The sequence below is a fragment of the Draconibacterium sp. genome, assembly GCF_041583095.1.
GTDB lineage: Bacteria > Bacteroidota > Bacteroidia > Bacteroidales > Prolixibacteraceae > Draconibacterium.
Map to the genome: position 1 here is coordinate 1 of NZ_JBFHGM010000016.1, position 23,033 is coordinate 23,033.

21 protein-coding genes are annotated in these 23,033 nt (G+C 42.5%); 7 read left to right on the plus strand and 14 right to left on the minus strand.

Features of this window, described 5'->3' with window-relative positions; genetic code table 11:
• The coding region (locus ABZB17_RS02715) for a winged helix-turn-helix domain-containing protein (RefSeq protein WP_372647980.1) at positions 1-202 on the plus strand (202 nt) is incomplete at its 5' end.
• A 162-nt stretch (positions 203-364) separates the two neighbouring features.
• Here the strand turns inward: ABZB17_RS02715 and ABZB17_RS02720 are convergent.
• The 3 genes from ABZB17_RS02720 to asnS form a co-directional block, all read right to left on the minus strand.
• Positions 365-970: a phosphatase PAP2 family protein gene (locus ABZB17_RS02720; protein ID WP_372647981.1), complete on the minus strand. Its 606-nt coding sequence runs from the start codon at positions 968-970 to the stop codon at positions 365-367.
• A 1-nt stretch (position 971) separates the two neighbouring features.
• Positions 972-2,423: an RNA polymerase factor sigma-54 gene (gene rpoN / locus ABZB17_RS02725; RefSeq protein ID WP_372647982.1), complete on the minus strand. Its 1,452-nt coding sequence runs from the start codon at positions 2,421-2,423 to the stop codon at positions 972-974.
• 64 nt (positions 2,424-2,487) lie between these two features.
• Positions 2,488-3,924 (minus strand): asparagine--tRNA ligase, encoded by a 1,437-nt coding sequence (gene asnS / locus ABZB17_RS02730; protein ID WP_372647983.1) that lies wholly within the window; start codon positions 3,922-3,924, stop codon positions 2,488-2,490.
• A 301-nt stretch (positions 3,925-4,225) separates the two neighbouring features.
• Between asnS and ABZB17_RS02735 the strand changes: the two genes are divergently transcribed.
• From ABZB17_RS02735 to ABZB17_RS02760, 6 genes are read left to right on the plus strand one after another with little or no spacing between them, the layout of a single operon-like run.
• Positions 4,226-4,489, plus strand: a complete 264-nt coding sequence (locus ABZB17_RS02735) for a PqqD family protein (RefSeq protein WP_372647984.1) — start codon at positions 4,226-4,228, stop codon at positions 4,487-4,489.
• 4 nt (positions 4,490-4,493) lie between these two features.
• A complete protein-coding gene (locus ABZB17_RS02740; protein WP_372647985.1) occupies positions 4,494-5,540 on the plus strand; it encodes an ATP-grasp domain-containing protein in 1,047 nt (348 codons plus the stop codon).
• Positions 5,541-5,552: 12 nt separating this feature from the next.
• The gene (locus ABZB17_RS02745; RefSeq protein ID WP_372647986.1) at positions 5,553-6,893 is read left to right on the plus strand and encodes an alanine racemase; all 1,341 of its coding nucleotides are present in this window, start codon (positions 5,553-5,555) and stop codon (positions 6,891-6,893) included.
• Positions 6,894-9,128, plus strand: coding sequence for an urea transporter (locus tag ABZB17_RS02750; RefSeq protein ID WP_372647987.1), 2,235 nt, complete (start codon positions 6,894-6,896; stop codon positions 9,126-9,128).
• Complete coding sequence (locus ABZB17_RS02755) at positions 9,101-10,420, plus strand: tetratricopeptide repeat protein (RefSeq protein WP_372647988.1); 1,320 nt, start codon at positions 9,101-9,103, stop codon at positions 10,418-10,420. The genes ABZB17_RS02750 and ABZB17_RS02755 overlap by 28 nt, the downstream gene beginning before the upstream one ends.
• Complete coding sequence (locus ABZB17_RS02760; RefSeq protein WP_372647989.1) at positions 10,408-11,034, plus strand: tetratricopeptide repeat protein; 627 nt, start codon at positions 10,408-10,410, stop codon at positions 11,032-11,034. Before ABZB17_RS02755 ends, ABZB17_RS02760 begins: the two co-directional genes overlap by 13 nt.
• Positions 11,035-11,345: 311 nt before the next feature.
• Here ABZB17_RS02760 and ABZB17_RS02765 read toward each other — a convergent pair whose 3' ends face one another.
• From ABZB17_RS02765 to ABZB17_RS02815, 11 genes are all read right to left on the minus strand, one after another.
• Positions 11,346-12,005 (minus strand): DUF2202 domain-containing protein, encoded by a 660-nt coding sequence (locus ABZB17_RS02765; RefSeq protein ID WP_372647990.1) that lies wholly within the window; start codon positions 12,003-12,005, stop codon positions 11,346-11,348.
• A 131-nt stretch (positions 12,006-12,136) separates the two neighbouring features.
• Positions 12,137-12,880, minus strand: a complete 744-nt coding sequence (locus ABZB17_RS02770; RefSeq protein WP_372647991.1) for a DUF2202 domain-containing protein — start codon at positions 12,878-12,880, stop codon at positions 12,137-12,139.
• A 51-nt stretch (positions 12,881-12,931) separates the two neighbouring features.
• Positions 12,932-13,498: a hypothetical protein gene (locus ABZB17_RS02775; protein WP_372647992.1), complete on the minus strand. Its 567-nt coding sequence runs from the start codon at positions 13,496-13,498 to the stop codon at positions 12,932-12,934.
• Between the two features lie 24 nt (positions 13,499-13,522).
• Positions 13,523-14,056 carry a Spy/CpxP family protein refolding chaperone gene (locus ABZB17_RS02780; RefSeq protein ID WP_372647993.1) on the minus strand — a complete coding sequence of 178 codons (534 nt, stop codon included), beginning with the start codon at positions 14,054-14,056 and terminating at the stop codon, positions 13,523-13,525.
• Between the two features lie 3 nt (positions 14,057-14,059).
• Positions 14,060-14,494, minus strand: a complete 435-nt coding sequence (locus ABZB17_RS02785) for an anti-sigma factor (RefSeq protein WP_372647994.1) — start codon at positions 14,492-14,494, stop codon at positions 14,060-14,062.
• 47 nt (positions 14,495-14,541) lie between these two features.
• Positions 14,542-15,123, minus strand: a complete 582-nt coding sequence (locus tag ABZB17_RS02790; protein ID WP_372647995.1) for an RNA polymerase sigma factor — start codon at positions 15,121-15,123, stop codon at positions 14,542-14,544.
• 39 nt (positions 15,124-15,162) lie between these two features.
• Positions 15,163-15,978, minus strand: coding sequence for a DUF4405 domain-containing protein (locus ABZB17_RS02795; RefSeq protein WP_372647996.1), 816 nt, complete (start codon positions 15,976-15,978; stop codon positions 15,163-15,165).
• Between the two features lie 279 nt (positions 15,979-16,257).
• The gene (locus ABZB17_RS02800; protein WP_372647997.1) at positions 16,258-19,338 is read right to left on the minus strand and encodes an efflux RND transporter permease subunit; all 3,081 of its coding nucleotides are present in this window, start codon (positions 19,336-19,338) and stop codon (positions 16,258-16,260) included.
• A gap of 21 nt (positions 19,339-19,359) precedes the next feature.
• The gene (locus tag ABZB17_RS02805; protein WP_372647998.1) at positions 19,360-20,553 is read right to left on the minus strand and encodes an efflux RND transporter periplasmic adaptor subunit; all 1,194 of its coding nucleotides are present in this window, start codon (positions 20,551-20,553) and stop codon (positions 19,360-19,362) included.
• Positions 20,554-20,582: 29 nt separating this feature from the next.
• Positions 20,583-21,827 carry a TolC family protein gene (locus ABZB17_RS02810; RefSeq protein ID WP_372647999.1) on the minus strand — a complete coding sequence of 415 codons (1,245 nt, stop codon included), beginning with the start codon at positions 21,825-21,827 and terminating at the stop codon, positions 20,583-20,585.
• Positions 21,828-22,046: 219 nt separating this feature from the next.
• A complete protein-coding gene (locus ABZB17_RS02815; RefSeq protein WP_372648000.1) occupies positions 22,047-22,922 on the minus strand; it encodes a pyruvate, water dikinase regulatory protein in 876 nt (291 codons plus the stop codon).
• Positions 22,923-23,033 lie beyond the last annotated feature (111 nt).

Here is a 23,033-nt window from a genome sequence, read left to right on the forward strand (position 1 = left end):
AAAAGAATTTGAACTGCTGTCGCTTTTGGTTTCGAAACCCGGAAAAGTATTTACCCGCGAGGAAATTTACTATTCGGTTTGGGGCGAAAATGTTGTGGTTGGCGACAGAACAATCGATGTTCATATTCGTAAACTACGCGAAAAAATCGGCAACGAGCACATTAAAACGCTCAAAGGAATTGGTTACAAATTTGTTGAATAACAAAAGAAGATATTATAACAAAAGGGGCTTTTTAAAGTCCCTTTTTTTGTCTCTACACACTGGAAGTCCTTTTTCGGCTATAGGAAAAAGGATTAAAAAATACCACCACTGACTGATAAAAAAATAAAAATATAGATGATGAGTTACAGAGAAATCGTTTGATCACACAAAATAAAGCACCAAATAAAGTACAATAAAACCAAGTCCGTAACCGGCCACCAACTGTTTCAGATCGTGTTTACCAAGAATAAGCCGTGCAGTTCCGATTAATCCCGATAGCAAAACAACTATTAAAACCGAATAAACCGGGTTCACCCCGTTTCGGAAAGAAAGTGCAAACAAGGTTCCGCTTAAGCCTCCAATGGCTGCCATGTGGTTGCTGATCTTCCATTTTAGCGAAACAACAAGCAACACAACAAGCACCAGCACCGATGCGAGCATAAACAGTTTAAACTCGGGAACAGCCTGTACCTTACGTAATAAAATAAAACCGAGGTAGTAAAAAACCGATGCGCTTAACAAGGGAATTAAACGGTCGCGGTTGCCGGGCATATTAATATCAAAACGGGGATTTAGCGAAAGTACTGCCACCGAAAGCATAGGCAAAATACAGGTAGTAAAAAACACTACCAACAACACAAAACGTTTGGCTTCCCACAAAAGTAAATCGAAATAAAATCCGGAATTCATGAGCAGAAACATGCCAATGGTCGGAATCAATACCGGGTGAAATATTACAGATATAATTCGTGCTATTTTCTCCGACATCTTATAATTCTTTTCGTAAACGCGCTACCGGTACTCCCAGCTGCTCGCGATATTTTGCAACAGTTCTTCGCGCAATATTGTATGATTTTTCTTTAAGTATCTTGGCAAGTTTCTCATCGGTAAGAGGCTTACGTTTATCCTCGCCTTCGATACATTCCTGCAGAATTTTTTTGATTTCGCGTGTTGATACCTCTTCACCGTCATCTTTTGCCAAACCTTCGGAAAAGAAATATTTCAGCGGGTAAATTCCAAAATGCGTTTGAATGTATTTACTGTTCGAGACCCTTGATATGGTTGAAATATCGAGCCCGGTTCTCTCGGCGATGTCTTTTAAAATCATCGGGCGAAGTTTTGTTTCGTCGCCTTCCTGGAAATACTCTTTCTGAAAGCTGATAATCTCCGACATGGTAAGCAACAGAGTCGTTTGCCGCTGGTGTATGGCATCTATAAACCATTTTGCCGAATCCAGTTTTTGTTTCACAAAAGTTACCGCTTCTTTGTCGGTTTTTTGTGCCTTCTGGTTCTGGCTCATGGTTCTCAGCATCTCGGTATAGGTGTCGTTGATTTTAAGCTCCGGAACGTTACGCTGGTTTAACGAAAGGCTTAGCTCCCCGTCAACCAGCTCCAGAATAAAATCAGGAACAATATGCTGATTTGATTTATTTAAAGGATTACTATACGAACTGCCCGGTTTTGGATTTAATTTAAGTACCTCGTCGATACCTTTTTTTAGCTCCTCATCCGAAAGCTCCAGTTTTGTTCTGATTTTATCGTAATGCTTTTTTGTGAACTCCGGGAAATAGTCTTTTACAATGGTTTTAGCCAATTGAAATCCCTTGTCCTCTTTCCGCTCGAGTTGCAGCAATAAACATTCGCGTAAATCGCGTGCTGCAATTCCGGGAGGATCAAAATCCTGAATAGCCAATAAAATCTTCTCCAGTTTTTCCTCCGGAACATCGAGGTTCATATTAAAGGCCAAATCATCGCTGATGGCCATTAAATCACGTCGGAGGTATCCGTCGTCATCAATGTTCCCGATAATATATTCGGCAAGTTGCTGCTCCTCATCATCCAAATCGGCCAGCCCCAGTTGTTCATGCAAAAATTCATGGAAACTTGTACCTACCGAAAACGGCACATCGATGTATTTATCGTCTTTTGAATAATTATTTACGTTTAACTTGTAGGTTGGAATTTCCTCGTCTTCGTAATAATCGTCCATCGAAAACTCTTCGTTGTCAACATCCGTATTATTATCCTGGCCATCATCCATTTGGTCCACATCCGACGAGGGATTATCCGATTCCAGTTCCAGAACCGGATTTTCTTCCAGCTCCTTTTTAATCCGCTGCTCGAGTTGCATAGTTGGGATTTCCAAAAGTTTGATCACCTGAATTTGCTGAGGTGATAACTTTTGGAGCAGCTTCTGTTGTAGTGTTAGTTTTTGCTCCATAATCCCAATTGTTACCTCCGTAAAAATAACATTTTTTTCGGAGTAGCTTTTCTAAATTACACCATCAAAATTCAGCATTTTTAGGTGCACGCGGAAAGGCAATTACATCGCGGATGTTGCCCATTCCGGTAACAAAAAGCATAAGACGCTCGAAGCCAAGGCCAAAGCCACTGTGCACTACCGAACCAAAACGTCGCGTATCAAGATACCACCACATTTCTTCGGTAGGGATATCCATTTCCTCCATACGTTTTGTCAGCTTTTCAAGGTCTTCCTCACGTTGCGAACCTCCAATAATTTCGCCAATACCCGGGAACAATACATCCATTGCTCCAACAGTTTTACCGTCGTCGTTCTGTTTCATGTAGAACGCTTTAATGTCTTTCGGGTAATCGATAAGAATTACCGGACACTTAAAGTGTTTCTCTACCAGGTAGCGTTCGTGCTCACTTTGTAGGTCAACGCCCCAGTCAACCGGGAACTGGAATTTTTTCTTTTTATAAGGTTTCGAGTTTTTCAGAATATCGATGGCCTCGGTGTATGGCAAACGTATAAAATCGTTTTTCAAAACAAACTCCAGCTTTTCAATTAAATCCATCGAGCGCTGGTCCTGTGGTTTGTTTTTCTCCTCCTGCTGTAAACGGTCTGCCAAAAACTTCAGATCATCCATACAGTTATCCAAAGCATACTGAATACAGTATTTCAGGAATTCTTCCGCCAGGTCCATATTGTCTTTCAGATCGTAGAAAGCCATTTCAGGTTCGATCATCCAGAACTCGGCCAGGTGACGTGTTGTATTCGAATTCTCGGCACGGAATGTTGGGCCGAAAGTATAAATCTCGCCAAGCGCCAACGCACCCAACTCGCCTTCCAACTGACCGGAAACCGTTAGGTTAGTAGCTTTTCCGAAAAAGTCCTGGCTGTAATCAACCTCGCCATCTTCGGTTAACGGCGGATTTTTTGCATCCAATGTTGAAACGCGGAACATCTGTCCGGCGCCCTCGGCATCACTGGCCGTTACAATTGGCGTGTGCAGGTAGTTAAATCCTTTTTCGTTAAAATATTTATGAATGGCAAATGCCATCGCGTGGCGGATACGAAAAACTGCACTAAAAGTATTGGTCCGGAAACGCAGGTGTGCATTTTCGCGCAAGAACTCCAACGAGTGTTTCTTTGGTTGAATCGGATATTTTTCAGGATCAGCTTTTCCGAGCAAATCAATTGATTTTGCGTTCAGCTCAACATTCTGTCCACTTCCTGCTGATTCTACCAATTCTCCGGTAACTGCAATTGCTGCTCCGGTTGTTATATCGCGTAATAGTGCTTCATCGAAACTTTCAACATCAACCACCACCTGAAGATTATGAATGGTAGATCCGTCATTCAACGCAATAAAATTTACATTTTTACTTCCGCGTTTTGTCCTCACCCAACCTTTGGCAACAACTTCGCTGCCTGTTTCTCCATTCTTCAGAATCTCTTTAATTTTCAAACGTGCCATGATGTTTATTTTTTCTGCCTTTAATTTGTCTGTTCAGCTTTTTACAGCCTTTTAACTTTTCGAATTTTGAGCTTACAAATTTATACTTTATTAGCAATTATGTAGCTGTAAGAAACATTTTCAGCCGATTTTTAATACTTAAGTGAACTAAACTGACAATACCAATCAACTTCTTTATGCCGAATTAACCAGAAGCCCTGCAATTCCTGATAAATGTGCTTTGAATAAAAATTTAGTGCCTCCGCAAGTTTTTAAGTCCGACGGTGTCATATCAATGATATAATTTAATACAGACGTTAACATGAAAATTACAGAGGAAATAAAAATCAGCGATAATGGCTTTGTTTTCAACGCACGAACCGGCGATTCTTTCAATCTGAATCCTTTTGGTCTTGAACTTATGAGATATATTGAAAATGGAAACGATTTCGAAAAGATCAAAGAACAGATTTTGGAGAAATACGATATCGATGACCTTTCGTTTGAAAAGGATTTTTACGAGTTCTGCGCGTTGCTAAAACATCATCAGATCATTTCACAAGACAATCCGCTGGATTTTAAATAACGTTATGAACAAGCAGAAGATAACACTTGCTGTAACCGGATTAAACAATACCGATAATCCGGGGCCCGGTGTACCATTTATACGTGGCATTAAAGAGTCGGAAGAATTTGATGCCCGCATTATCGGGCTGGTCTATGAAAACCTGGAGCCGGGAATTTACATGGAAAACCTGTGCGACCGGATTTTCCAGATACCTTATCCTTCATCCGGTTCAGATGAATTGATAGAACGAATTGAAAGTATTCACCTTCAGGAGAAAATTGATGTTTTGATTCCGAACCTGGATGCCGAGCTATTTTCTTTTATGAAAAATGAAGAACGATTGCGAAGCCGGGGAATTCAAACTTTTCTCCCCACTCTGAAACAGTTTCAGGAACGCGAAAAAGACAAACTTCAGGAATTTGGCAAAAAATACGGAATTAAGGTGCCGGGAAGTATTAACATGAGCACTTTGGGGCAGATCAACGATTTAGAAGATAAATATGATTACCCGGTGATGATAAAGGGCCAGTTTTACGATGCTTATGTAGCCCACAACGAAGAACAGGTTAAACAGGCTTTTCATAAGATCTCATCGAAATGGGGCTTTCCGGTAATTGCGCAGGAATTTGTGAAAGGAACCGAGGTAAACGTAATTGCACTGGGCGACGGAAAAGGAAATACCATTGCCGCCGTTCCAATGCGTAAACAGTACATCACCGATAAAGGGAAAGCCTGGGGTGGCATCACACTTGCCGACGAAAGGATGATGGAACTTACCCGCTCCATTATTTCAAAAACAAAATGGAAAGGCGGTATGGAACTCGAGTTGATTAAAACCAATGGAGGCGAATATTACCTCATCGAGATTAATCCACGCATTCCGGCCTGGGTTTACCTGGCAGTTGGTGCCGGTCAAAACATTCCTGAGGCACTTGTCAAACTTGCTCTCGGAATGGACGTGCAAACGATGACAAAATATAAAACCGGGAAAATGTTTGTCCGCTATTCGTACGATGCCATTGTTGACCTCGAAAAATTTGCGGCCATTTCAATGAATAAGGAAATATAAAACTCAGAAATCATGACAAAATTAGCATACGATAAACCCGTTATAAGCAAAATCACAGCTGGCATACCTTCCAAATTTGGATTGCCTGCCAGACAAAAGTTCATCTCTGAAATCGATGGAATTCCGGTTGAAAAGATCATGGAGGAGTATGGTTCTCCGGTATTTGTGCTTTCAGAAAAAACAATGCGTAATACCATTGCCGAAGCCAAACAGGCTTTTGAAACCCGCTATCCGAAAGTACAGTTTGCGTGGTCGTATAAAACCAATTATCTCGATGCCGTTTGCAGCATTTTTCACGACGAAGGTGCCTGGGCAGAAGTAGTTTCTGCTTTCGAATTTGAGAAAGCGCTTTCGCTGGGTGTGAACGGGGCGAATATTCTATTTAACGGCCCCGAAAAATCAGAAGATGACCTGAAACTGGCTATCGAACACAATGCCTGCATCCATATCGATCATTTTGATGAGCTGTATTTGCTGATAAAAGTAACCCGCGAACTGGATAAAAAAGCACGGGTGGCCATACGTATTAACCTCGATGCAGGAATTTACCCCATTTGGGACCGCTTTGGTTTTAACTACGAAAACGGAGAGGCCTGGAACGCCATCAACCGCATAATGCTGGCTGAAAAGCTTGATTTGATTGGCCTGCACACCCATATCGGCACCTACATTATGTCGGCAAATGCCTATGCGGTTGCAGCATCGAAACTGGCCAACCTTTATATGGCAACGCATCGTAAGTTCGATTACTGGCTGAAATATATTGATTTGGGTGGCGGATTTGCATCGAAAAACACGCTAAAAGGTGCTTACATGCCGGGAACAGAAACCTGCCCGTCGTTTGATGAATATGCCGAAGCCATTTCAAATGCATTGATTTCCTCGGAAATCCCGCATGAAAATCTTCCGGTGCTGTTTTTGGAAACCGGCCGCGCACTGATCGACGATGCCGGCTACCTGCTGACAACTGTTTTGGCCAACAAACGATCAACCCAGGGCCGGCGAACCATGGTAATCGATGCCGGAGTAAACCTGCTTTTTACCTCCTTTTGGTATAATCTTGGGGTTTATCCAACCCGACAATTGTCTAACCACCTGGAAGAAAGCACCATTTACGGACCGCTTTGTATGAACATCGATGTAATCCGCGATGCCATTAACTTTCCGCAGGTAAAAACCGGCGAAAAGCTGGTTATCGAACGGGTTGGCGCCTACAACATGACACAGTGGATGCAGTTTATTACTTTCAGGCCCAATGTGGTGATGATCGATTTGGAGGGGAAAATGCACATTGTTCGCAAAAAAGAGAATCTTGACACGCTTACAAGTCTGGAACAAAATCCGAAAAGATAAATGATTACATTTCCTTCCATAAAACGAAAAGAAATTGTTCAGTCGGTACTCAACAGCTACTCGCAGGTGTTTTTTTCAGGTTCGAATTTTCTGGCGGTGCTGTTGATCATTATCAGCTTTTTTGATTACGGTGCCGGTATAGGTGGCCTTTTGGCAGTGCTGGTAGCGAACCTGCTGGCCTATGGTTTGGGCTATAACAAATACCTGATCAGTTCCGGCATATATGGATATAATGCGTTGCTTGTTGGCCTGGGAGTTGGGCTGTTTTATCAGCCATCTTTTGAAGTTTATGCACTAATCGTTATTGCTGCAGTTGTTACCTTTTTTATCACCATTGTTTTTCAGGGTGTACTCGGAAAATACGGTTTGCCTTTTCTGAGCATTCCCTTTTTGTTCGGAATATGGATCGTGGCCTTGTCGGGAGGCGACCTTACAGCACTGAATATTAGCGAACGGGGCATATTTACCTACAACGAACTGTATGCTTTGGGCGGACAATATTTTGTTGATTTTTACGATTTCCTGGAAAAACATATTTCTAATTCATTTGTCCGGCTTTATTTACACTCGCTGGGAGCTATTTTCTTTCAAAGTCACTTGCTCGCAGGCATTGTCATTGCAGTTGGATTGCTGATTTATTCGCGAATAACTTTTGTGCTTTCCATTCTTGGCTTTTCGGTTGCCTTTCTTTTTTACCAGTTGGTTGGCATCGAATTCAGTTCGTTGGGCTACACCTTTATTGGCTTTAATTACATATTAACTGCCATTGCGTTGGGCGGCTATTATCTTGTTCCGGGACGCGTAAGTTTTGGATGGATTATTTTGATGCTTCCCGCAGTGGTTCTGGTAACTACGAGCACGCAACAAATATTTATTTTACTGAAAATATCGGCTTATTCGCTACCCTTTAATATTGTGGTTTTAATGTTTTTATATGCACTGAAGCTACGCGAAAAACGACCACGGAAATTACTTGAGACTCCGGTGCAGTTAGGCAAACCCGAAAAAAACCTTTATCTGTATACGGGCAACTTAAAACGATTTCCGGCTGCTTACCCGGTTTCGGCAACTTTACCGTTTTTAGGCGAGTGGACTGTCAGCCAGGGACACAGTGGCGAATACACACATAAAGATGCATGGCGTCATGCATGGGATTTTGTGATCACCGATCGAAACGGGGAACAATATAAAGGTTCAGGCGATTTTCATGAAGATTATTTCTGTTTCGGGAAAGCGGTGCTCGCACCTTTTGATGGCACCGTGATTGAAGCCGTAAATCATATTGAAGACAACATCATCGGCGATGTAAACACCAAGGAAAACTGGGGAAATACAGTCATCATAAAACACAACGACTACCTGTATGTCAAACTCAGTCACTTAAAATATCACTCGCTGGAAGTTAAAGCAGGCGACCAGGTAAAAAAAGGTCAACTGCTGGGCCGTTGCGGAAATTCAGGGCGGTCGCCTTATCCGCATTTGCACTTTCAGTTTCAGGTTACGCCTTATATTGGTTCAGTTACGCTCGATTATCCTTTTGGCAATTATCTGCTGAAAGAAAACAATGGCTATACTCAGAAGAATTTTGAGTTTCCGAAGAAAGACGATATTGTGGTGAATCCGGCAAAGAATGAACTGCTTTTAAAGGCTCTGCATTTTATTCCCGGACAACGGATGAATATTAGTGTAGAAGTTGATTCGCCCAAAGAAAAGTGGAGAAAAATGGCCGGCGATTTTTCGTGGCTGGTGCAAACCGATGTGTACAACAACACTTTTATTAAATGCGAAAAAGACAATGGATTAGCCTATCTCCACAACAACGACGAGCTGCACTATTTCACCAATTTTACCGGCACCAGATATTCGCCGCTTTTCTGGTTTTTTGTGGCCTTGTTTAAGGTTCCCATCGGCTTTCTACCCAATAGCAGAGTCAATGACTCTGTACCGGTTAACCTGATGTTTACAGGGGTATTAAAGTTCCTTCAGGATTTTGTAGCGCCGCTTTATCTCTTCCTGAACATCGATTATCAGCTTGTAATGAAAGATGCCGGCGATATTCTTTCGTCGGGAGATTTAGAGATGAAGGCCGAAATAAACAAAAGGATTTTTGGCAAAACAGTAAACACCTACGAAATAGATATCAAAATTTCGCAGGAAAATATAATACAAGTTTCAGTGAATTTTAACGAAGCAAAGATCAACATAACATGTCAAAACGAATTGGAATCGCGATAATTTTTATGGCTGTTTTTTCTGTGTTGAATGCACAGCAAAAATGGAATTATATCGAAGTAGACAAAAAGTCGTACGAGCTTTTTCAGCAAAAAAAGTGGAAAGAACTGATTGAATTTAACGATAAAGCCTGCGAAAAAGGAATCGAATATTTTAACCTGCAGGCCCGAACCGGTATCGCCTGGTTTAATCTTGGGAAATACCGGAAGGCCACCAACTGGTTCTTTAAAGCCTGGGAAAACGACCAGAATTTAGAGTGGCTGCAGGAGTACCTGTATTATAGTTTGGTGTATTCGGGAAGATATACCGAAGCCAGCAAAATGGCAGTGGACTTTACCAATGGGCTGCAACAAAAAATCAATTTTCAGAAAATGAAACCTCTGCAAATAGCTTTGGAAGGGGGCTATAGCTGGAATCCTGATTTTGACCAGCTTTTAGGAAGTAATATGGATGTTGATTTAGAAGTTGAGGAGAATTACGGAGAAGCTTTCTTTTTAAAGAACTACCATTTTGAATCGGTGGATTACAGTCATCAAATTGCACCGGGAGTAATACTAAATCATAATCTCACGCATATAGGAATTGACAAAATGGAGCAACTCTTTTGGGGAGCGCGTTATAATTTCCAGATCGATGTAAAACAGAATCAGTATTTTCTGAATCCTGTTTTTACACTTGGGAAATGGTATTTTTCCCCTTCCATGAATATTATGTGGGGGAAATCGGGATTAATTCTGGGCAATTACGATCCGGATACTTTTTATTCGTCAAGCTACAGGTTTTCCGATTTTATTTTTACAACTTCTACCTGGACCAACTGGGGTAACTTTTCGCCGGGTGCCGAAATTAACCTGGCCACTATTGCCAACGAGGGATTTACCCAGGCTTCGGCATGGCTAACCATGTATCCGCTGTCGAACAGTAACCTTTATTTTACGCCGCGTATCTATTTTAAAAGCGATGATGAGAATAGTTTTGGCTACAATACTTTTGGTATATCGGGTGGATTTCAGTTGGGGCAGCTTCATTTTTATGGCAATTATCTGAATGGGGAAATGGAAAACTTTATCGAGTCGGGCGGTTATGTTATTGCTAATTTCCCGGGTCGTTCATCCCGAAAATATATGGGAAGTATTTATTTCCCTTTTGCTAAAAAGTACCAGTTTGTGGTGCGCTATCTGAATCAGGATGTAAACGAGAAGTACAGGGTTTACCAGGATGCCACCCTTTTTAATGAAAGAGAATACAGTTACATAAAACATACAGTTACAGCAGGAATATCATGGAAATTTTAAGAAATAAATTACTTGCCTTTTTGCTTTTTGCGGCAACGGCAACAAGCGTTTTTGCGCAGGCGAATCAAGATGAATTGGAGACCGCTTTCAGTAAAAGTTACGAGTTTGAAAAAAGCGGCGACTTTTCAGCGGCAATGGATCCGTTAAAGAAAGTGTACGATGAATCGTCGTATGAGATTAACCTGCGTTTGGGTTGGCTCAACTACAACGCCGGGCTTTTTGACGAATCGATTATTTTTTATGCCAACGCACAAAAACTGAAACCTTATGCCGAAGAATCACGCTTTGGTCTGATTCTTCCTTTGGCTGCGCTGGGGAGATGGGATGAGGTTATTGATCTTTACAATAAAATACTTGAAATAAACACCAATAACACAGTGGCCATGTACCGGCTCGGGCTGGTTTATTATGGAAGAAAGGATTACAATAAGGCTTATCCACTGTTTAAAAAGGTGGTCGACCTCTATCCGTTTGGGTATGATGGATTGCTTATGCTGGGATGGACTTCGTATTTCCTCGGCAACTACAACCAGGCAAAAGTACTTTTCAACAAAGTTAAACTATACAGTCCCAACGATGCTTCGGCCAACGAGGGATTGATGCTTATTAAGTAAACCACTATGTACTGGAAGTATATGGGTCTAAAATTGAATGAAATTCAAAATGAACAGTGCATAGGATAGGAGTATAAAGTAATGAGTAGTGAGAGAAAAATAGACACGAATAAGCTTCTCAATACTCAAATCTATGTACTCAAATCAAAATCCAATAAAATAGAAGTTTATAGTAAATAAAGTAGCTGCAATAAAATTTCAGTGTTTTAACCATTAATCTGAAATTAAAAACAGGATTGTTTATGTAAAAATATCAGCCCGAAAACCGGTAAGCAGGTAAAATCAACTGCTACTTGTTTTCGGTTCGCTGTTTACCTATTTCTGCATTTGGCACCACCATTGTTACGTGTGCCGCAAGCTCTTTGTCTCATTCTTTTTCCGTTACAAGCGGGTTGTTGATTAATCCCGACAATTTCAGCGTAAGCTGCTACCGATAAAACTTTAGGAGTATACACCTGATCGCGAAACGATAAGTTGCGGGTGAATGCCCGAATATGATTTTCAGAACCCCGCAGCAGGTTTTCGTAAACTGTTGCGATTTGGGCTTCAGGTTTTGCTTCAAGCAGCTCCTGCAAATCTTTAATATCCACTTCTTCGATAAAAGCCCCAACCTCGAGTGCCGCCACCAACGATTCTGCGCCTTTTGCAACAAGCGAATCATACAATTCTGCCAATTCTTTATTCCTGAATTTTCCGGGTTCTTCATAAGCCGGATCTTCCAGGTTATAAGTTTCAAGCAGATAACCTATTGCCTCAAAATGGCGGGATTCGCTGCGGGTAATATTACTAAATGGTAGCAATTGCCATTTCTCGAAAAGTACGGTGTAAACATCGTGGGCGAGCTTTTCTTCTTCACGCATTAACTGTAATCCTGCCTTTTCGTTTTCGGTTAAAGGATTTGCAAATGAATAGTTAAGGCCTGTAAAAAGCGTAAGCAACATTAGTGCTGAATTAAACTTTAATGTCTTCATCTTTAAGTATTTTTAGTTACTGTTTTGACACCGGAAATACGAAAAACTTGTGCAAAAAAAAGCCCCGGATTAAAATCCGGAGCTCTCCCAATTTCATAAATCTTTTTTATGAAGTTTTCATCGTCCCTGTGTCAGAAATCAGGCCCGGTTCCGTCGCAAACACCGGTTCCGGGAACAAATATGCTGCTGTTGTCGCTATTGTCGTCGTCCGAATTACCACTTAGAATTTCTCCATATTCTTCCTGCGAGATAACTGTTGGTGTATAGCTCTCGCCCATTCCGTTTAAAACAGCGGAAAAAGCTCTCAGGTGAAATGTAGATCCACGCAACAGGTTACCATAAACCCGCTTTAGCGTTTCATTTTCTGTTGATTCAATCAATTCCTCCAAATCGGCAATATCGTATTCTTCGATAAATGCACCGACTTTCAGTGCCTCTTCCACGCTTCCATTTCCCTGGCCGGTTAGTTGTGCAAAAAGCGATGTAAATGTTTCGTTCGTATAATTTCCTACACCTTCTATGTAAGGATCCTCCAGTCCGAAACCATTAATTAAATACAAAATCGCTGATGTATGTGCTGTTTCGCTTTTCGAGATATTATTAAATACCGGAAGACCATGAGTTGCATAAAACGTTACATAAACATCGTGCGCAAACTTCTCCTCTTCGCGCATCAGCAATAGTCCTTCAATTTCGTCATCGTTTAAGCCCACTGAGAAATTACAGCTGTCGCCCAACAAGGCTGCCATTTCCGAACTTTTCATTTCTTCACTCATCAAAATCTCTTCATCTACAACATCGCTTGCCGACTCTGAACAGGCATTAAAAAGCATTGCCATTACTGCCACTAATCCAAATACAATTTTTGTTTTCATCTTTCAAAATTTTTAAAGTTTATTAATCATCATCCATACGGCAGAATGCGATTAGTTATTCAATCTGATACAATTTCCACGTCGTCCCTGGTTCCCGTTCTTATTGCCTCGGCCCTGACCCTGACCCCGGGCATAAACCCGGTTTCCACATCCGTTACCTTGTGCACGGAAACCTGCATTACCGTTACCACGGCCCTGACGGTTAAAGTTGCCATTTCCCCGGCCTTGCCCATAACCTTGATTTCGGCCATAACCGGCAAAAGCCTGAAGCTGCTTGTATTGAGTTTGCTGCTCTTCGGTTAAAAGCGATTTCACCGCGTTACGGTGCGCCTCTACATTTTTTAGCATTTCGGTTCTGATTTCGCTTTTCTCAACAGCATTTACTGTTGAACGCCTTTGTTCTCGTAATTCAGTCATCGTTTTTTGGTGACTGGCTTCAAGTTCCTGAATACTTGTTTTCTGTTTTTCGCTCAGGTCAGAAATTTGAGTCAGACAAGGAAGATTCTGATTGTTTTGTACTGCGTTTGCACTTCTTCCGCGTTGTGCAAATACGCTTGTTGTTGTTAACACCAGGGCAAAGAACACCCAGGCAACGTTAATTAACTTGCTAGTTTTCATTTTATTAAAATTTTAAATTGTTATTTACTCTCTGTTTTGCCGCCCGTAGCGTCGGCCGCCACGTTGAGGCAACGAAATGTCTTCTTTAGATTTTGTCATCGATAGAAAAACCTCTTTAAGTTTCTCCTGTTGATCCGCATTACAAACTGCTTTCATATCGAGATAATAATCTACGGTCAAATCCTTTAAGGTTTTGTGCATCTCTCCGATTTCGCTTGAAATAGCATGTAGTTTTGTGGTGTCGGTCTCGGCTTTTCCCATTTCCTCCACCATTTCAACCCGAAGTAAAGCGAGCTGATCCGATATCCGGCGTGCACTCCGGTTATAGTTTCTGTTCAATTCCCTAAAATAGTCGACCTGGTCGGGTTGCAGGTTCAGCTGTTCGCGGAAAAAACGCGTCCGTTGTTCCGAAGGCATCTGAACCTGATGCTGTTGTTCTCCTGCAGCTTTTTTATCCTGTTGTTTGTGGTACCAAAACGAAATTCCCATCGACAGGTTTGTGGCTGCCAGAATTACAACTACCCAGATTAATATGCGATATGTATTTTTTGTTGCCATTTGTTATTCCATTAAAAATGATTCAATTGGCTCGGCGTCCAGTTCGTTCCAGTAAGGCACCATTTCCTGTTCGCTCAAACTGGTGTCGGCAGTAGTTATCTTAGGTGCTTCTCCTAATTTAAAACCGCCGTATATTCCCAATAACAAGATGATTGAAAATGCCACCGGCTGTAAAATACGAAGCAAAACCGGACGTGCAGCAGGTTGTTTTTCCTCCTGTTTTTCAAGTCGTGCTTTTACCCGGGTATAAAAGAACGGATTTTCATCTGTTAGTTTATCGCTTTCCAGAATTTGGAGTGTATTTTTCATTTCCGCAGCAAAACGAGCACACTCCGAACATTCGTCAAGGTGTTGTTGCACCTGTTTCATTTCGGAAACCGGCAGCTCCTTTTCGAGGAAAAAAATCAACTTGTTATGTACGGTATTACACTTCATCATTTTTTACGGTTATTAGTATGACACGTTCATTTTTAAAAACTTGCGCTTTACATGCACTTTTTTTTGTAGCACTTGTATAATTTTTTCTGCAGGCCTTTTTTGGCCCTGAACAACAATGACTCAACCGACGAAACCGAGAGATCCATCACCTCTGCAATTTCCTGGTACGACAGTTCCTCGTATTTGCTTAAGGTAAACGCCACTTTCTGATTTGGCGGCAAACTGTTAATTGCCTCTTTTAAAATTATTGCCCGCTGTTGGTTTTCCAGGTCGTATTCCGGCTCGTCGGTATTTGAGGTACTCACCTGCATTACTTCCCTGTTTTTCGCCGCCACCTCATCGTCGATCGAATGAAACCACTTGCGTTTTTTGTTATCGCGGATGTGGTTTAACGAGCGGTTAACCGCAATACGGTACAACCAGGTCGAGAGTTTTGCATCGGCCCTGAATTTATCGATGTTCCTGTACACCTCAACAAAAACATCCTGCGCAATATCTTCAGCATCTTCGCGGTTCTGCACCAAACCATAGCAGGTATTCACCACCAGTTTCTGATGCGTGCCGACCAGCTTTTTAAAAGCTGCTTCGCTTCCCTGTTTTAATTGTTCAATTATATCGGTGTCGGACATTCTGATTCGAAAAAAACCGCTATGTAAATGTACTGGTAATTATTCAGAAAGTAGTTTGTAAACATCGCGTGGTGGAAGACCATTATTCTCCCCAATTGTGCGCAACGTTTCGGTCGGTTTCGCTTCGATGTTGTTCTCTTCCAGAATTTGCATCAACTCATCGGTAGTCTTATTCAGTTCTTTCGAGAAATCCTCGATGGTTTTTCGTCCAACGCCCATTCCCTGGCCTTCGTTTGCCGGTTTCTTTACGATGATCTCATAAATCTCCAGTGGAGTTGAATTATTTGCTTCTGCAATTTGCTGCAAACTTTGGGTATGAATATCGTTGTAAGCAATTTTATGACTGTCGAGTTTTCGGGTCACCTCGTCAACCGACTCCATATCCAGCTGGTGAGCCAGTTCGGTAAGCGTTAATAACTCGGCATGAGGAACGGGCGCCCGCTCTTCGGTTTTCTCCCACGAGTTGGTGGCCGATTCGCCTAATTCCATAACGGTTTGAAAAGGCGGAATGGAAAAAACAGTACCGAAAAAGAATACCAGCACCACTACAATAGAAAAAATGAGTTCCCTTTTCTTATTGAATCCTTTTGTGCTCCTCGATTTAAGATAGGAAACAAAAGATTTCCAGTTTACCGAAAACAGGTGAAATATGGAAAGCACAATAAACGCCAGCGAAAACAGGGTATGTATGGCCTGCCAGCCTTCTTTTGATAAACCTGCCAGCTCCCAGTTTACCCAGTGGGCGTAACGTCCCGGGGGAGCTACATACAAAATTACTCCCGAAACCAGGATCACTAAAATTCCCCAGGTTAAACCAAAACTGATAAAGGCACGCCAGCTAAACTTTGTTTTCATCTTATTAAAATTGTTTGTTATTAAAGGAATAAGATGGAACGCGCATGTTTTTATAACTGCCTATTTGAGACAATCTTTATCATGCTCGTTTCATATCTTTTTTAATTTATGTCTTTGTTTATAATTTAAGGTATGACACAGAAGCTTTGGAAAACTTGCGCGGTTGTTCCAATAAAATTAAAAGCCCTTAATAGTTTTTAAAACTTTTAAGGGCTGAATAAATTAACTCAATCTAGTGATAGCCTCACCTTGAGTGAGACCATCACCGTTTTGCGCCGGCTACGCCTCTTTCCCCTGATCCTTTTTACGTTCAATCCAATAATACGCGATTGGCAGAACCATAAGCGTTAAAAATGTAGAGGTTACCAATCCTCCAATTACCACTGTTGCCAGCGGACGTTGCACTTCCGAACCCGGCCCCGTGTTAAACGCCATCGGAATAAAACCCAAACTCGCTACCAGGGCCGTCATCAACACCGGACGCAAACGATCGACCGATCCTTCGATGACCAGCTTTTTAAGGTCGCCTTTTTTCTCTTTCCTCAGCATGTTTATATGATCGACCAGCACTATACCATTGAGCACCGCAACTCCAAACAGAGCTACAAATCCAATACTTGCCGTTACCGATAGATACATACCTCGTACCCACAGCAGGAACACTCCTCCTGACAAGGCAAAAGGTAAGTTCAGTAAGATCAGCAATGCGTATCGCATTTTTCCGAAGTTCAGGTACATTAAACCAATAATAATAAAGATTGATAGCGGCACTACCAGCATTAAATGACGCATGGCACGGCGCTGATTTTCGAAGGTTCCGCCGTAATCAATAAAATAGCCTGACGGGATACTGGCACTTTTATCTATCTGCTCCTGCAGTTGCGAAACGTAGGTTCCCAGGTCAACATCTTTTATGTTGATCCCAACGATTAATCTTCGCCAGCCATTTTCGCGCTGAATCTCGCGCGGCCCTTCCTGCAATTCAATATTTGCCACACGCTTTAAGGGAATATAACCACCACCCGGCAGATGCACCGGAGCCTCTGCAATTTTAGGTATCTGGTCACGTATATTTTCGGGATAGCGTACCACAATTCCAAAATGTCGTTGCCCTTCGTACAACTGACCGGCTTCCTGTCCGCCAATACCGGCCTCCACTACTTTCTGCACATCGTCCACATTCAAACCAAACGACGCCACCGCTTCCCGATCGATATTTACGGTTAAGTAGGGCTGTCCGGCTGATTGTTCCACATAGTAATTATCGGTACCCGGCAAGCCGGAAAGCAATGCGGAAATATTCTCGCCAATTTCATCGAGCACATCTAAATCCTCGCCATAAATTTTTACTGCCAGGTCGGATTTTACGCCACTGGTTAATTCATCAACACGCATGGCAATTGGCTGGGTAAAGTTATAGGCCAAACCGGGTTCAGTTTGCAAATAAGGCTCTATCCTTCTTATAATATCTTCTTTTGTTACGCCTTTCGTCCATTCTTCAATGGGTTTTAGTACCACCCACACATCGGTTTGGTGAACTCCCATCCAGTCGTTAGCCAAATCGGAACGACCGGTTTTGGGCACCACAGTTTCAACTTCCGGAATATTCTCCATGATCTTTCCGGCCAGCCAATCGGCATTTTCCATCGATTCTTCAAGCGTTACCGAGGGCATCCGAACCTGTTCGATCAGAATAGAACCTTCGTCGAGCTCCGGCAAGAATTCCGTCCCCAAACGTGTCATTAAAAATATCGATACCACAAAGATTGCCAAAGCGGAAGACCCAATGAACCATATCTTGTTCATGTTCTTTTCCAGCCCCTTTTGATAACGCGGCCGCATCCATTCAATCACATAGTTTCGGCGTACTTTTACCTTTTTCCGAAATACAACGGCCGACATGGCCGGAACAAAAATAAGTGCCAGTAACAACGAACCAAACACTGCAGCAGCAACGGTTATTGCCATCGGACGGAACAGAATACCTTCCATGCCACTAAATGTCATAATCGGTACATAAACCATCAGAATAATAAGCACCCCGAAAAAGATCGGGCGCACTACATGATTTGCGGCTTTACGAATAATCTCGTCTTTCGACTCTTTCTTGTTCTTTTGCAGATCGTGAACAATGTTTTCCACCATTACCACCGAACCGTCTACTACCATTCCAAAGTCGATTGCTCCCAAACTCATCAGGTTGGCAGCCAGCCCAAACTCGCGCATTCCGATAAATGCGAACAACATCGAGAACGGGATTACCATGGCAACAATCAATGCTCCGGAAATCTCGCCAAGCAATAAAAGCAATACTACAATTACCAAAAATCCACCTTCCATAAGGTTGGTAGAAATAGTTGACGTCGTTCTTTTTATCAAATCCGACTGATCGTAAAATTTTTCAACGCTTACACCTTCCGGCAGACTCCGGTTTATTTCATCAATTTTATCTTCGATCTCGGAGATAACTTCGCGGCCGTTTCCACCACGCAACATCATCACAATTCCGGTAATTACCTCGCCTTTCCCGTCTTTGGTAACCCCACCCTGCCTGATCTGCTTTCCTTCAACAACATTTGCGATGTCTTTTATAAAAATGGGTTTGTTGTTAATGTTTTTTACGATGATATTCCGCACATCATCCATACTGGTGATCTGCCCGACTCCACGAATTATATACTGCTCTCCATTATGCTGTATATAATTTCCGCCCGACACACTGTTGTTTTGTGCAATGGCATCCATTACTTCAGAAATACCGATACTATAAGTGCGCAACAAACCCGGTTGAATAATGACATTGTACTGTTTCACAAATCCACCAAACGAATTGATTTCCGTTACTCCCCGTACAATTTTTAGTTGCGGGGCGATCAACCAATCCTGAATCTCACGCAGTTCCGACAGTGAGTAATTTTCACCTTTTACCACATATTGGTAAATCTCGCCAAGTGCTGTTGAAATCGGCCCCAGCGAAGGGCTTGACACTCCCGGCGGCAATTCATCAACAATGGATTGCAGCCGCTGACTCACGATCTGCCGGGCAAAATAAATATCTGTTCCCTCATCAAATTCAACGGTAACTGCCGACAGTCCGAATTGCGAAATCGAGCGAACCTCCGCCACATCAGGCAAACCGTTCATAGCCGTTTCTATCGGATAACTTACCAGCTTCTCCACATCGAAGGGAGAATACCTACCGGCTTTTGTAATTACCAAAACCTGCACCGGCGTTACATCCGGCTGCGAGTTAATGGGAAGGTTTATCAACGAAAAATAGCCGGCAATAGCCATTAGCACCACCAATGACAAGGCTACGTATTTTTGACGAACACTAAATGAAATTATATTTTGAAGCATCAGCCGAGGATTTTTAAGGTTTTATTCTTCAGAAATGATATCGAAACGCGAAAGCGCTTTTAAGCTAAAAACTTTGGTAACAGCCACTTCTTCGCCGGCGCTAAGCCCCGAGGCAACAAACACAAAATCGCCTTTTATTTGATCCACTTCAATGGGTCGGCGTTCAAAGGTATTGCCATCATTTTTCACAAATACAATGGGCTGGTCGCCATCATAAGTAAGCGCTTGTAACAGAATAGCCACTGTTTCTTTTTGCGATTCGGAAGTAATTGCCAACCGCAGGTTCTCCCCCGGTTTTGGCCAGCCATCTTCCGATGGAATGATAATATTTACCACCACTGAGCGGCTGGTTTCGTCAAGCCCCGGATTCACCGAAGTAATTTTCCCTTTTATCGTAACATCTTCCTGCTCGCGTTTCGAAATATCAACCGCATTACCCGGTTCTACCAGCAAGGCATCTCCCGGCGAAACATAGCCCCGAATCAGTACTTCGTGGGTGTCGAGCACGCGGGAAAGGTTTTCCAGCGCATTTACCGATTGCCCCAGCTCCACAAAATTCTTCTCAATTACACCATTTATTGGCGCTACTATTTTTAGTGTCGGTTCAAAATTACCCGAGTTTGAAAGTTGTGCAATCTCCGAATCAGGAACCCCAACGGCCCGTAACTTGGCGTAGGCCGATTTTAACGACGCCGACGCCCGCTGATATTCTGCAGTTGCCTGCTCCAATTCACTGGTAGAACTAATACGTTCTTCAACCAGTTGCTCTAAACGCGCCAGTCGGCTTTTCTGAAACGCTTCCTGCGCATAAGCCTGCAAATATTCCGAAATCAGGTTCCCGTATTCCAGACTTTGAATACGAAACAATTCCTGCCCTTTATTCACCCAACTGCCTTCGTAAACTTTAATGGCAGTTACCTGTCCGTTAATTGGCGTACTGATAATACTGGAATGTCCGGGCGATGGAAAAACAACTCCCGGTGCCAAAATCTGATGATCGACAAATTCGCTTTTTATCACTTCCGTTTTTATCGAAAGTTCGTTGCGCTCTTTATCCGACAACTTAATCAGCATTGTTTTTTCCGCATCATCCTTTAACGATGGCGGAACATCGGTTTCAACAACTACTTCCTTTTTCGGCTCATTTCCTGAATTGCAGGCTGCAAATGAGAAAAGGATCATTACAATTCCGAGGTGAATAAATTTGGATTTCATGTGATTAATATTGTTTTACTTGTGTATTTCTAATAGATTAATTCCTGATTAAGGTACTGCTCCAGGGCAGCCAGTTGCATATAATAATCGCGGAGGGCAGTTAAATAACGCTGCTCACTTTTTAAGTAAATCTGTTGCGCATTTAATAGTTCGAGAAGGTCGATTTCGCCCAGTTGGTAGGCTCGTAACGACATTCTCTGGAGTTTCGATGAACGTTCCTGCATCGAATCGTGATAACGATTTACGATCGACCGGCTCACCGAATAATTGTGCCAGGCATATTCAATTTCCTTTTTCATGTTCAGGCGGATTTCCTTTTGGTTCCAGAGCAGCTCCTCCTTTCGGGCGGTGGCCATTTGTATCTTTCCTTTCTGATCGAACGGATACCAAATAGGAATGCTCAAACCAATCTCGAAACCGTTAAAATCATAGCCGGTTCCGTAATCCTGTTTGTAGAGGCTAAACCGAACATCGGGCAGAATGTTGCTTTTGGCTTCTTTCAGAAAATAATCGGAAGCATTCAGCATATTCATCGAAGCACGGTAAGCAGGCTGCTCTTCCTGAACTGCCAGTGCCTGAATTTGCGAAATATCGATGTCGGTGGCATAAAGCGTGTCGGCAAACTGAATACTGTACTTCTGCTCTTCAACAGGCAATCCTATCACATTAAAAAGTCCGTATCGCGCCTGGTGCAAAATCCACTCACTCTGGTCGAGATCATTGCGGGCTTCATCCAGCTGAATTTCGGCATTTGCCAAATCGATACCGTTTCCCAATCCCGTTTCAAACTTGGTGTATACTGCATTATACAGGTCTTGTGCAAGATTTAATTGATTTTCGCGCGAGCGCTGCAGATAAAGGGCATACACCACTTCAATGTATTTACTTTTTACCTGAGAACTGATTTCCTTCTCTTTAGCAACAATAACATTTTGTTGCGCCTCCACTTCCTGCTTCAAAGCTTTAACGCGATAAACCGACCTTAAGGGAAAATCCACTTCCTGTGTAATGGCCACACGCTTTTCGGCAAACGGTGCCGTTGGATCATCGCTGATACCTTCTTTAAAATAACTGATTTCGGGAGCTGAAACACCCGTGTTGATTCTCCACTCGTTTTCTTTTTGAACCAGAAGCGCCCGCATCTGGTTAAGCCCGGCATTGTTAGAGACAGCCTGTTCTACGGCCTGTTGAATAGTTAACAACTCGTCTTGTGCGTAAACGTTACCAGCCAGAAATAACAAGAAAACCAAACTGAATTTTGTTAGTCTTATCATGGTTTTTTGAATTTACAATCAAGTTCTTGTGTATTAAATTACAAAGACTTTCGCATTTTGTTTAACAAATGGCAGTAAAATTATTTATGAGCCATAGTTAACAATTACAAAAACCGTTATAAACATTTGACACATTTAATTGAAAAAACCTGCACAGCTGTTGCCTGAAACTTTACAGAGGGTAATTATTCTAGGTTGTTATCCCGGTAGTTTGCCCTTTTATTCCTGCCCCGGTTCAACCGGACCACTGTAAGGCGACACCAGTTTTCGCCCACGATATGAAAATCGTTTCGACATGTACGACAAAATTTCGTTGGCCGTACTTTCAATAGGTTTGTTGGAAACGTTGATGACCGTAAATCCTCCCCGATCGAAAATAAACATGGCTTTCCGAATCTCTTCGCGTACGGCACGTTGATCGACGTATGATTCAACATGGTGATTATCCCAACTTGCAATTCTTTTCTGACGATGTGCAATTAACTGGTTGGCACCAATATGTAACCCAAACACACGGTTAGGATCCACCTGAAACAGCTCATCGGGCGGTGGAACCCCCGGCACCAGCGGCACATTTGCCACTTTCCATCCGTACATGGCCAGGTAAACACTAAGCGGAGTTTTTCCGGCACGCGAAACACCGGTTAAAATAATTTCGGCATTACGTAAACGCGCGGGGCTCATCCCGTCGTCTTGCGACAGCGTAAATTCGATTGAATCGATCCGATCGAAATACTGGTGATTAATTTCGCGGTATAAGCCCGGATGCACCATTGGCTCTACATCAAGCGTATCGTCCAAATAGTTGGCCAGTTCACCCATTAAATCAATCACGCGAACCTTAAACTCTGCTCCCAGCTCATTGATTTTGTGTCGCAGGTCAGGGTTAACCATCGTATGAGCAATCAGTCCGTTATCGGCCTTCGCTTTCATGATAATATCGAAAACTTCGTCTTCGGTGGTCACTCTTCCGATTATCTCAACCGGAATTTTGTTTTCAGGGTACTGAATCAATAAGGCCTGAACCAGGTTGTTACCGGCGATTCCTGTTCCGCCTGATACAACATAAATTGGTGCCGGTGAAGTTTTGCTCATAACGCTGCGCTTATTTTTTAAAGGGAACAAACAGAATAAGAACTTAGTTTATCACAAAAAGCAAATTGAACTTGCCCCTAAATCCCCTGAAGGGGACTAGCTCCCCTTTAG

Coding starts and splice junctions, on each gene's coding strand:
- ABZB17_RS02800 (WP_372647997.1), bottom strand. CDS start 19,338: ATGCTTCAAAATATAATTTCATTTAGTGTTCGTCAAAAATACGTAGCC.
- ABZB17_RS02740 (WP_372647985.1), top strand. CDS start 4,494: ATGAACAAGCAGAAGATAACACTTGCTGTAACCGGATTAAACAATACC.
- ABZB17_RS02815 (WP_372648000.1), bottom strand. CDS start 22,922: ATGAGCAAAACTTCACCGGCACCAATTTATGTTGTATCAGGCGGAACA.
- ABZB17_RS02795 (WP_372647996.1), bottom strand. CDS start 15,978: ATGAAAACAAAGTTTAGCTGGCGTGCCTTTATCAGTTTTGGTTTAACC.
- ABZB17_RS02810 (WP_372647999.1), bottom strand. CDS start 21,827: ATGATAAGACTAACAAAATTCAGTTTGGTTTTCTTGTTATTTCTGGCT.
- ABZB17_RS02720 (WP_372647981.1), bottom strand. CDS start 970: ATGTCGGAGAAAATAGCACGAATTATATCTGTAATATTTCACCCGGTA.
- ABZB17_RS02760 (WP_372647989.1), top strand. CDS start 10,408: ATGGAAATTTTAAGAAATAAATTACTTGCCTTTTTGCTTTTTGCGGCA.
- ABZB17_RS02805 (WP_372647998.1), bottom strand. CDS start 20,553: ATGAAATCCAAATTTATTCACCTCGGAATTGTAATGATCCTTTTCTCA.
- ABZB17_RS02770 (WP_372647991.1), bottom strand. CDS start 12,880: ATGAAAACAAAAATTGTATTTGGATTAGTGGCAGTAATGGCAATGCTT.
- ABZB17_RS02735 (WP_372647984.1), top strand. CDS start 4,226: ATGAAAATTACAGAGGAAATAAAAATCAGCGATAATGGCTTTGTTTTC.
- ABZB17_RS02755 (WP_372647988.1), top strand. CDS start 9,101: ATGTCAAAACGAATTGGAATCGCGATAATTTTTATGGCTGTTTTTTCT.
- ABZB17_RS02765 (WP_372647990.1), bottom strand. CDS start 12,005: ATGAAGACATTAAAGTTTAATTCAGCACTAATGTTGCTTACGCTTTTT.
- ABZB17_RS02790 (WP_372647995.1), bottom strand. CDS start 15,123: ATGTCCGACACCGATATAATTGAACAATTAAAACAGGGAAGCGAAGCA.
- ABZB17_RS02775 (WP_372647992.1), bottom strand. CDS start 13,498: ATGAAAACTAGCAAGTTAATTAACGTTGCCTGGGTGTTCTTTGCCCTG.
- ABZB17_RS02780 (WP_372647993.1), bottom strand. CDS start 14,056: ATGGCAACAAAAAATACATATCGCATATTAATCTGGGTAGTTGTAATT.
- ABZB17_RS02785 (WP_372647994.1), bottom strand. CDS start 14,494: ATGATGAAGTGTAATACCGTACATAACAAGTTGATTTTTTTCCTCGAA.
- ABZB17_RS02745 (WP_372647986.1), top strand. CDS start 5,553: ATGACAAAATTAGCATACGATAAACCCGTTATAAGCAAAATCACAGCT.
- ABZB17_RS02750 (WP_372647987.1), top strand. CDS start 6,894: ATGATTACATTTCCTTCCATAAAACGAAAAGAAATTGTTCAGTCGGTA.
- asnS (WP_372647983.1), bottom strand. CDS start 3,924: ATGGCACGTTTGAAAATTAAAGAGATTCTGAAGAATGGAGAAACAGGC.
- rpoN (WP_372647982.1), bottom strand. CDS start 2,423: ATGGAGCAAAAACTAACACTACAACAGAAGCTGCTCCAAAAGTTATCA.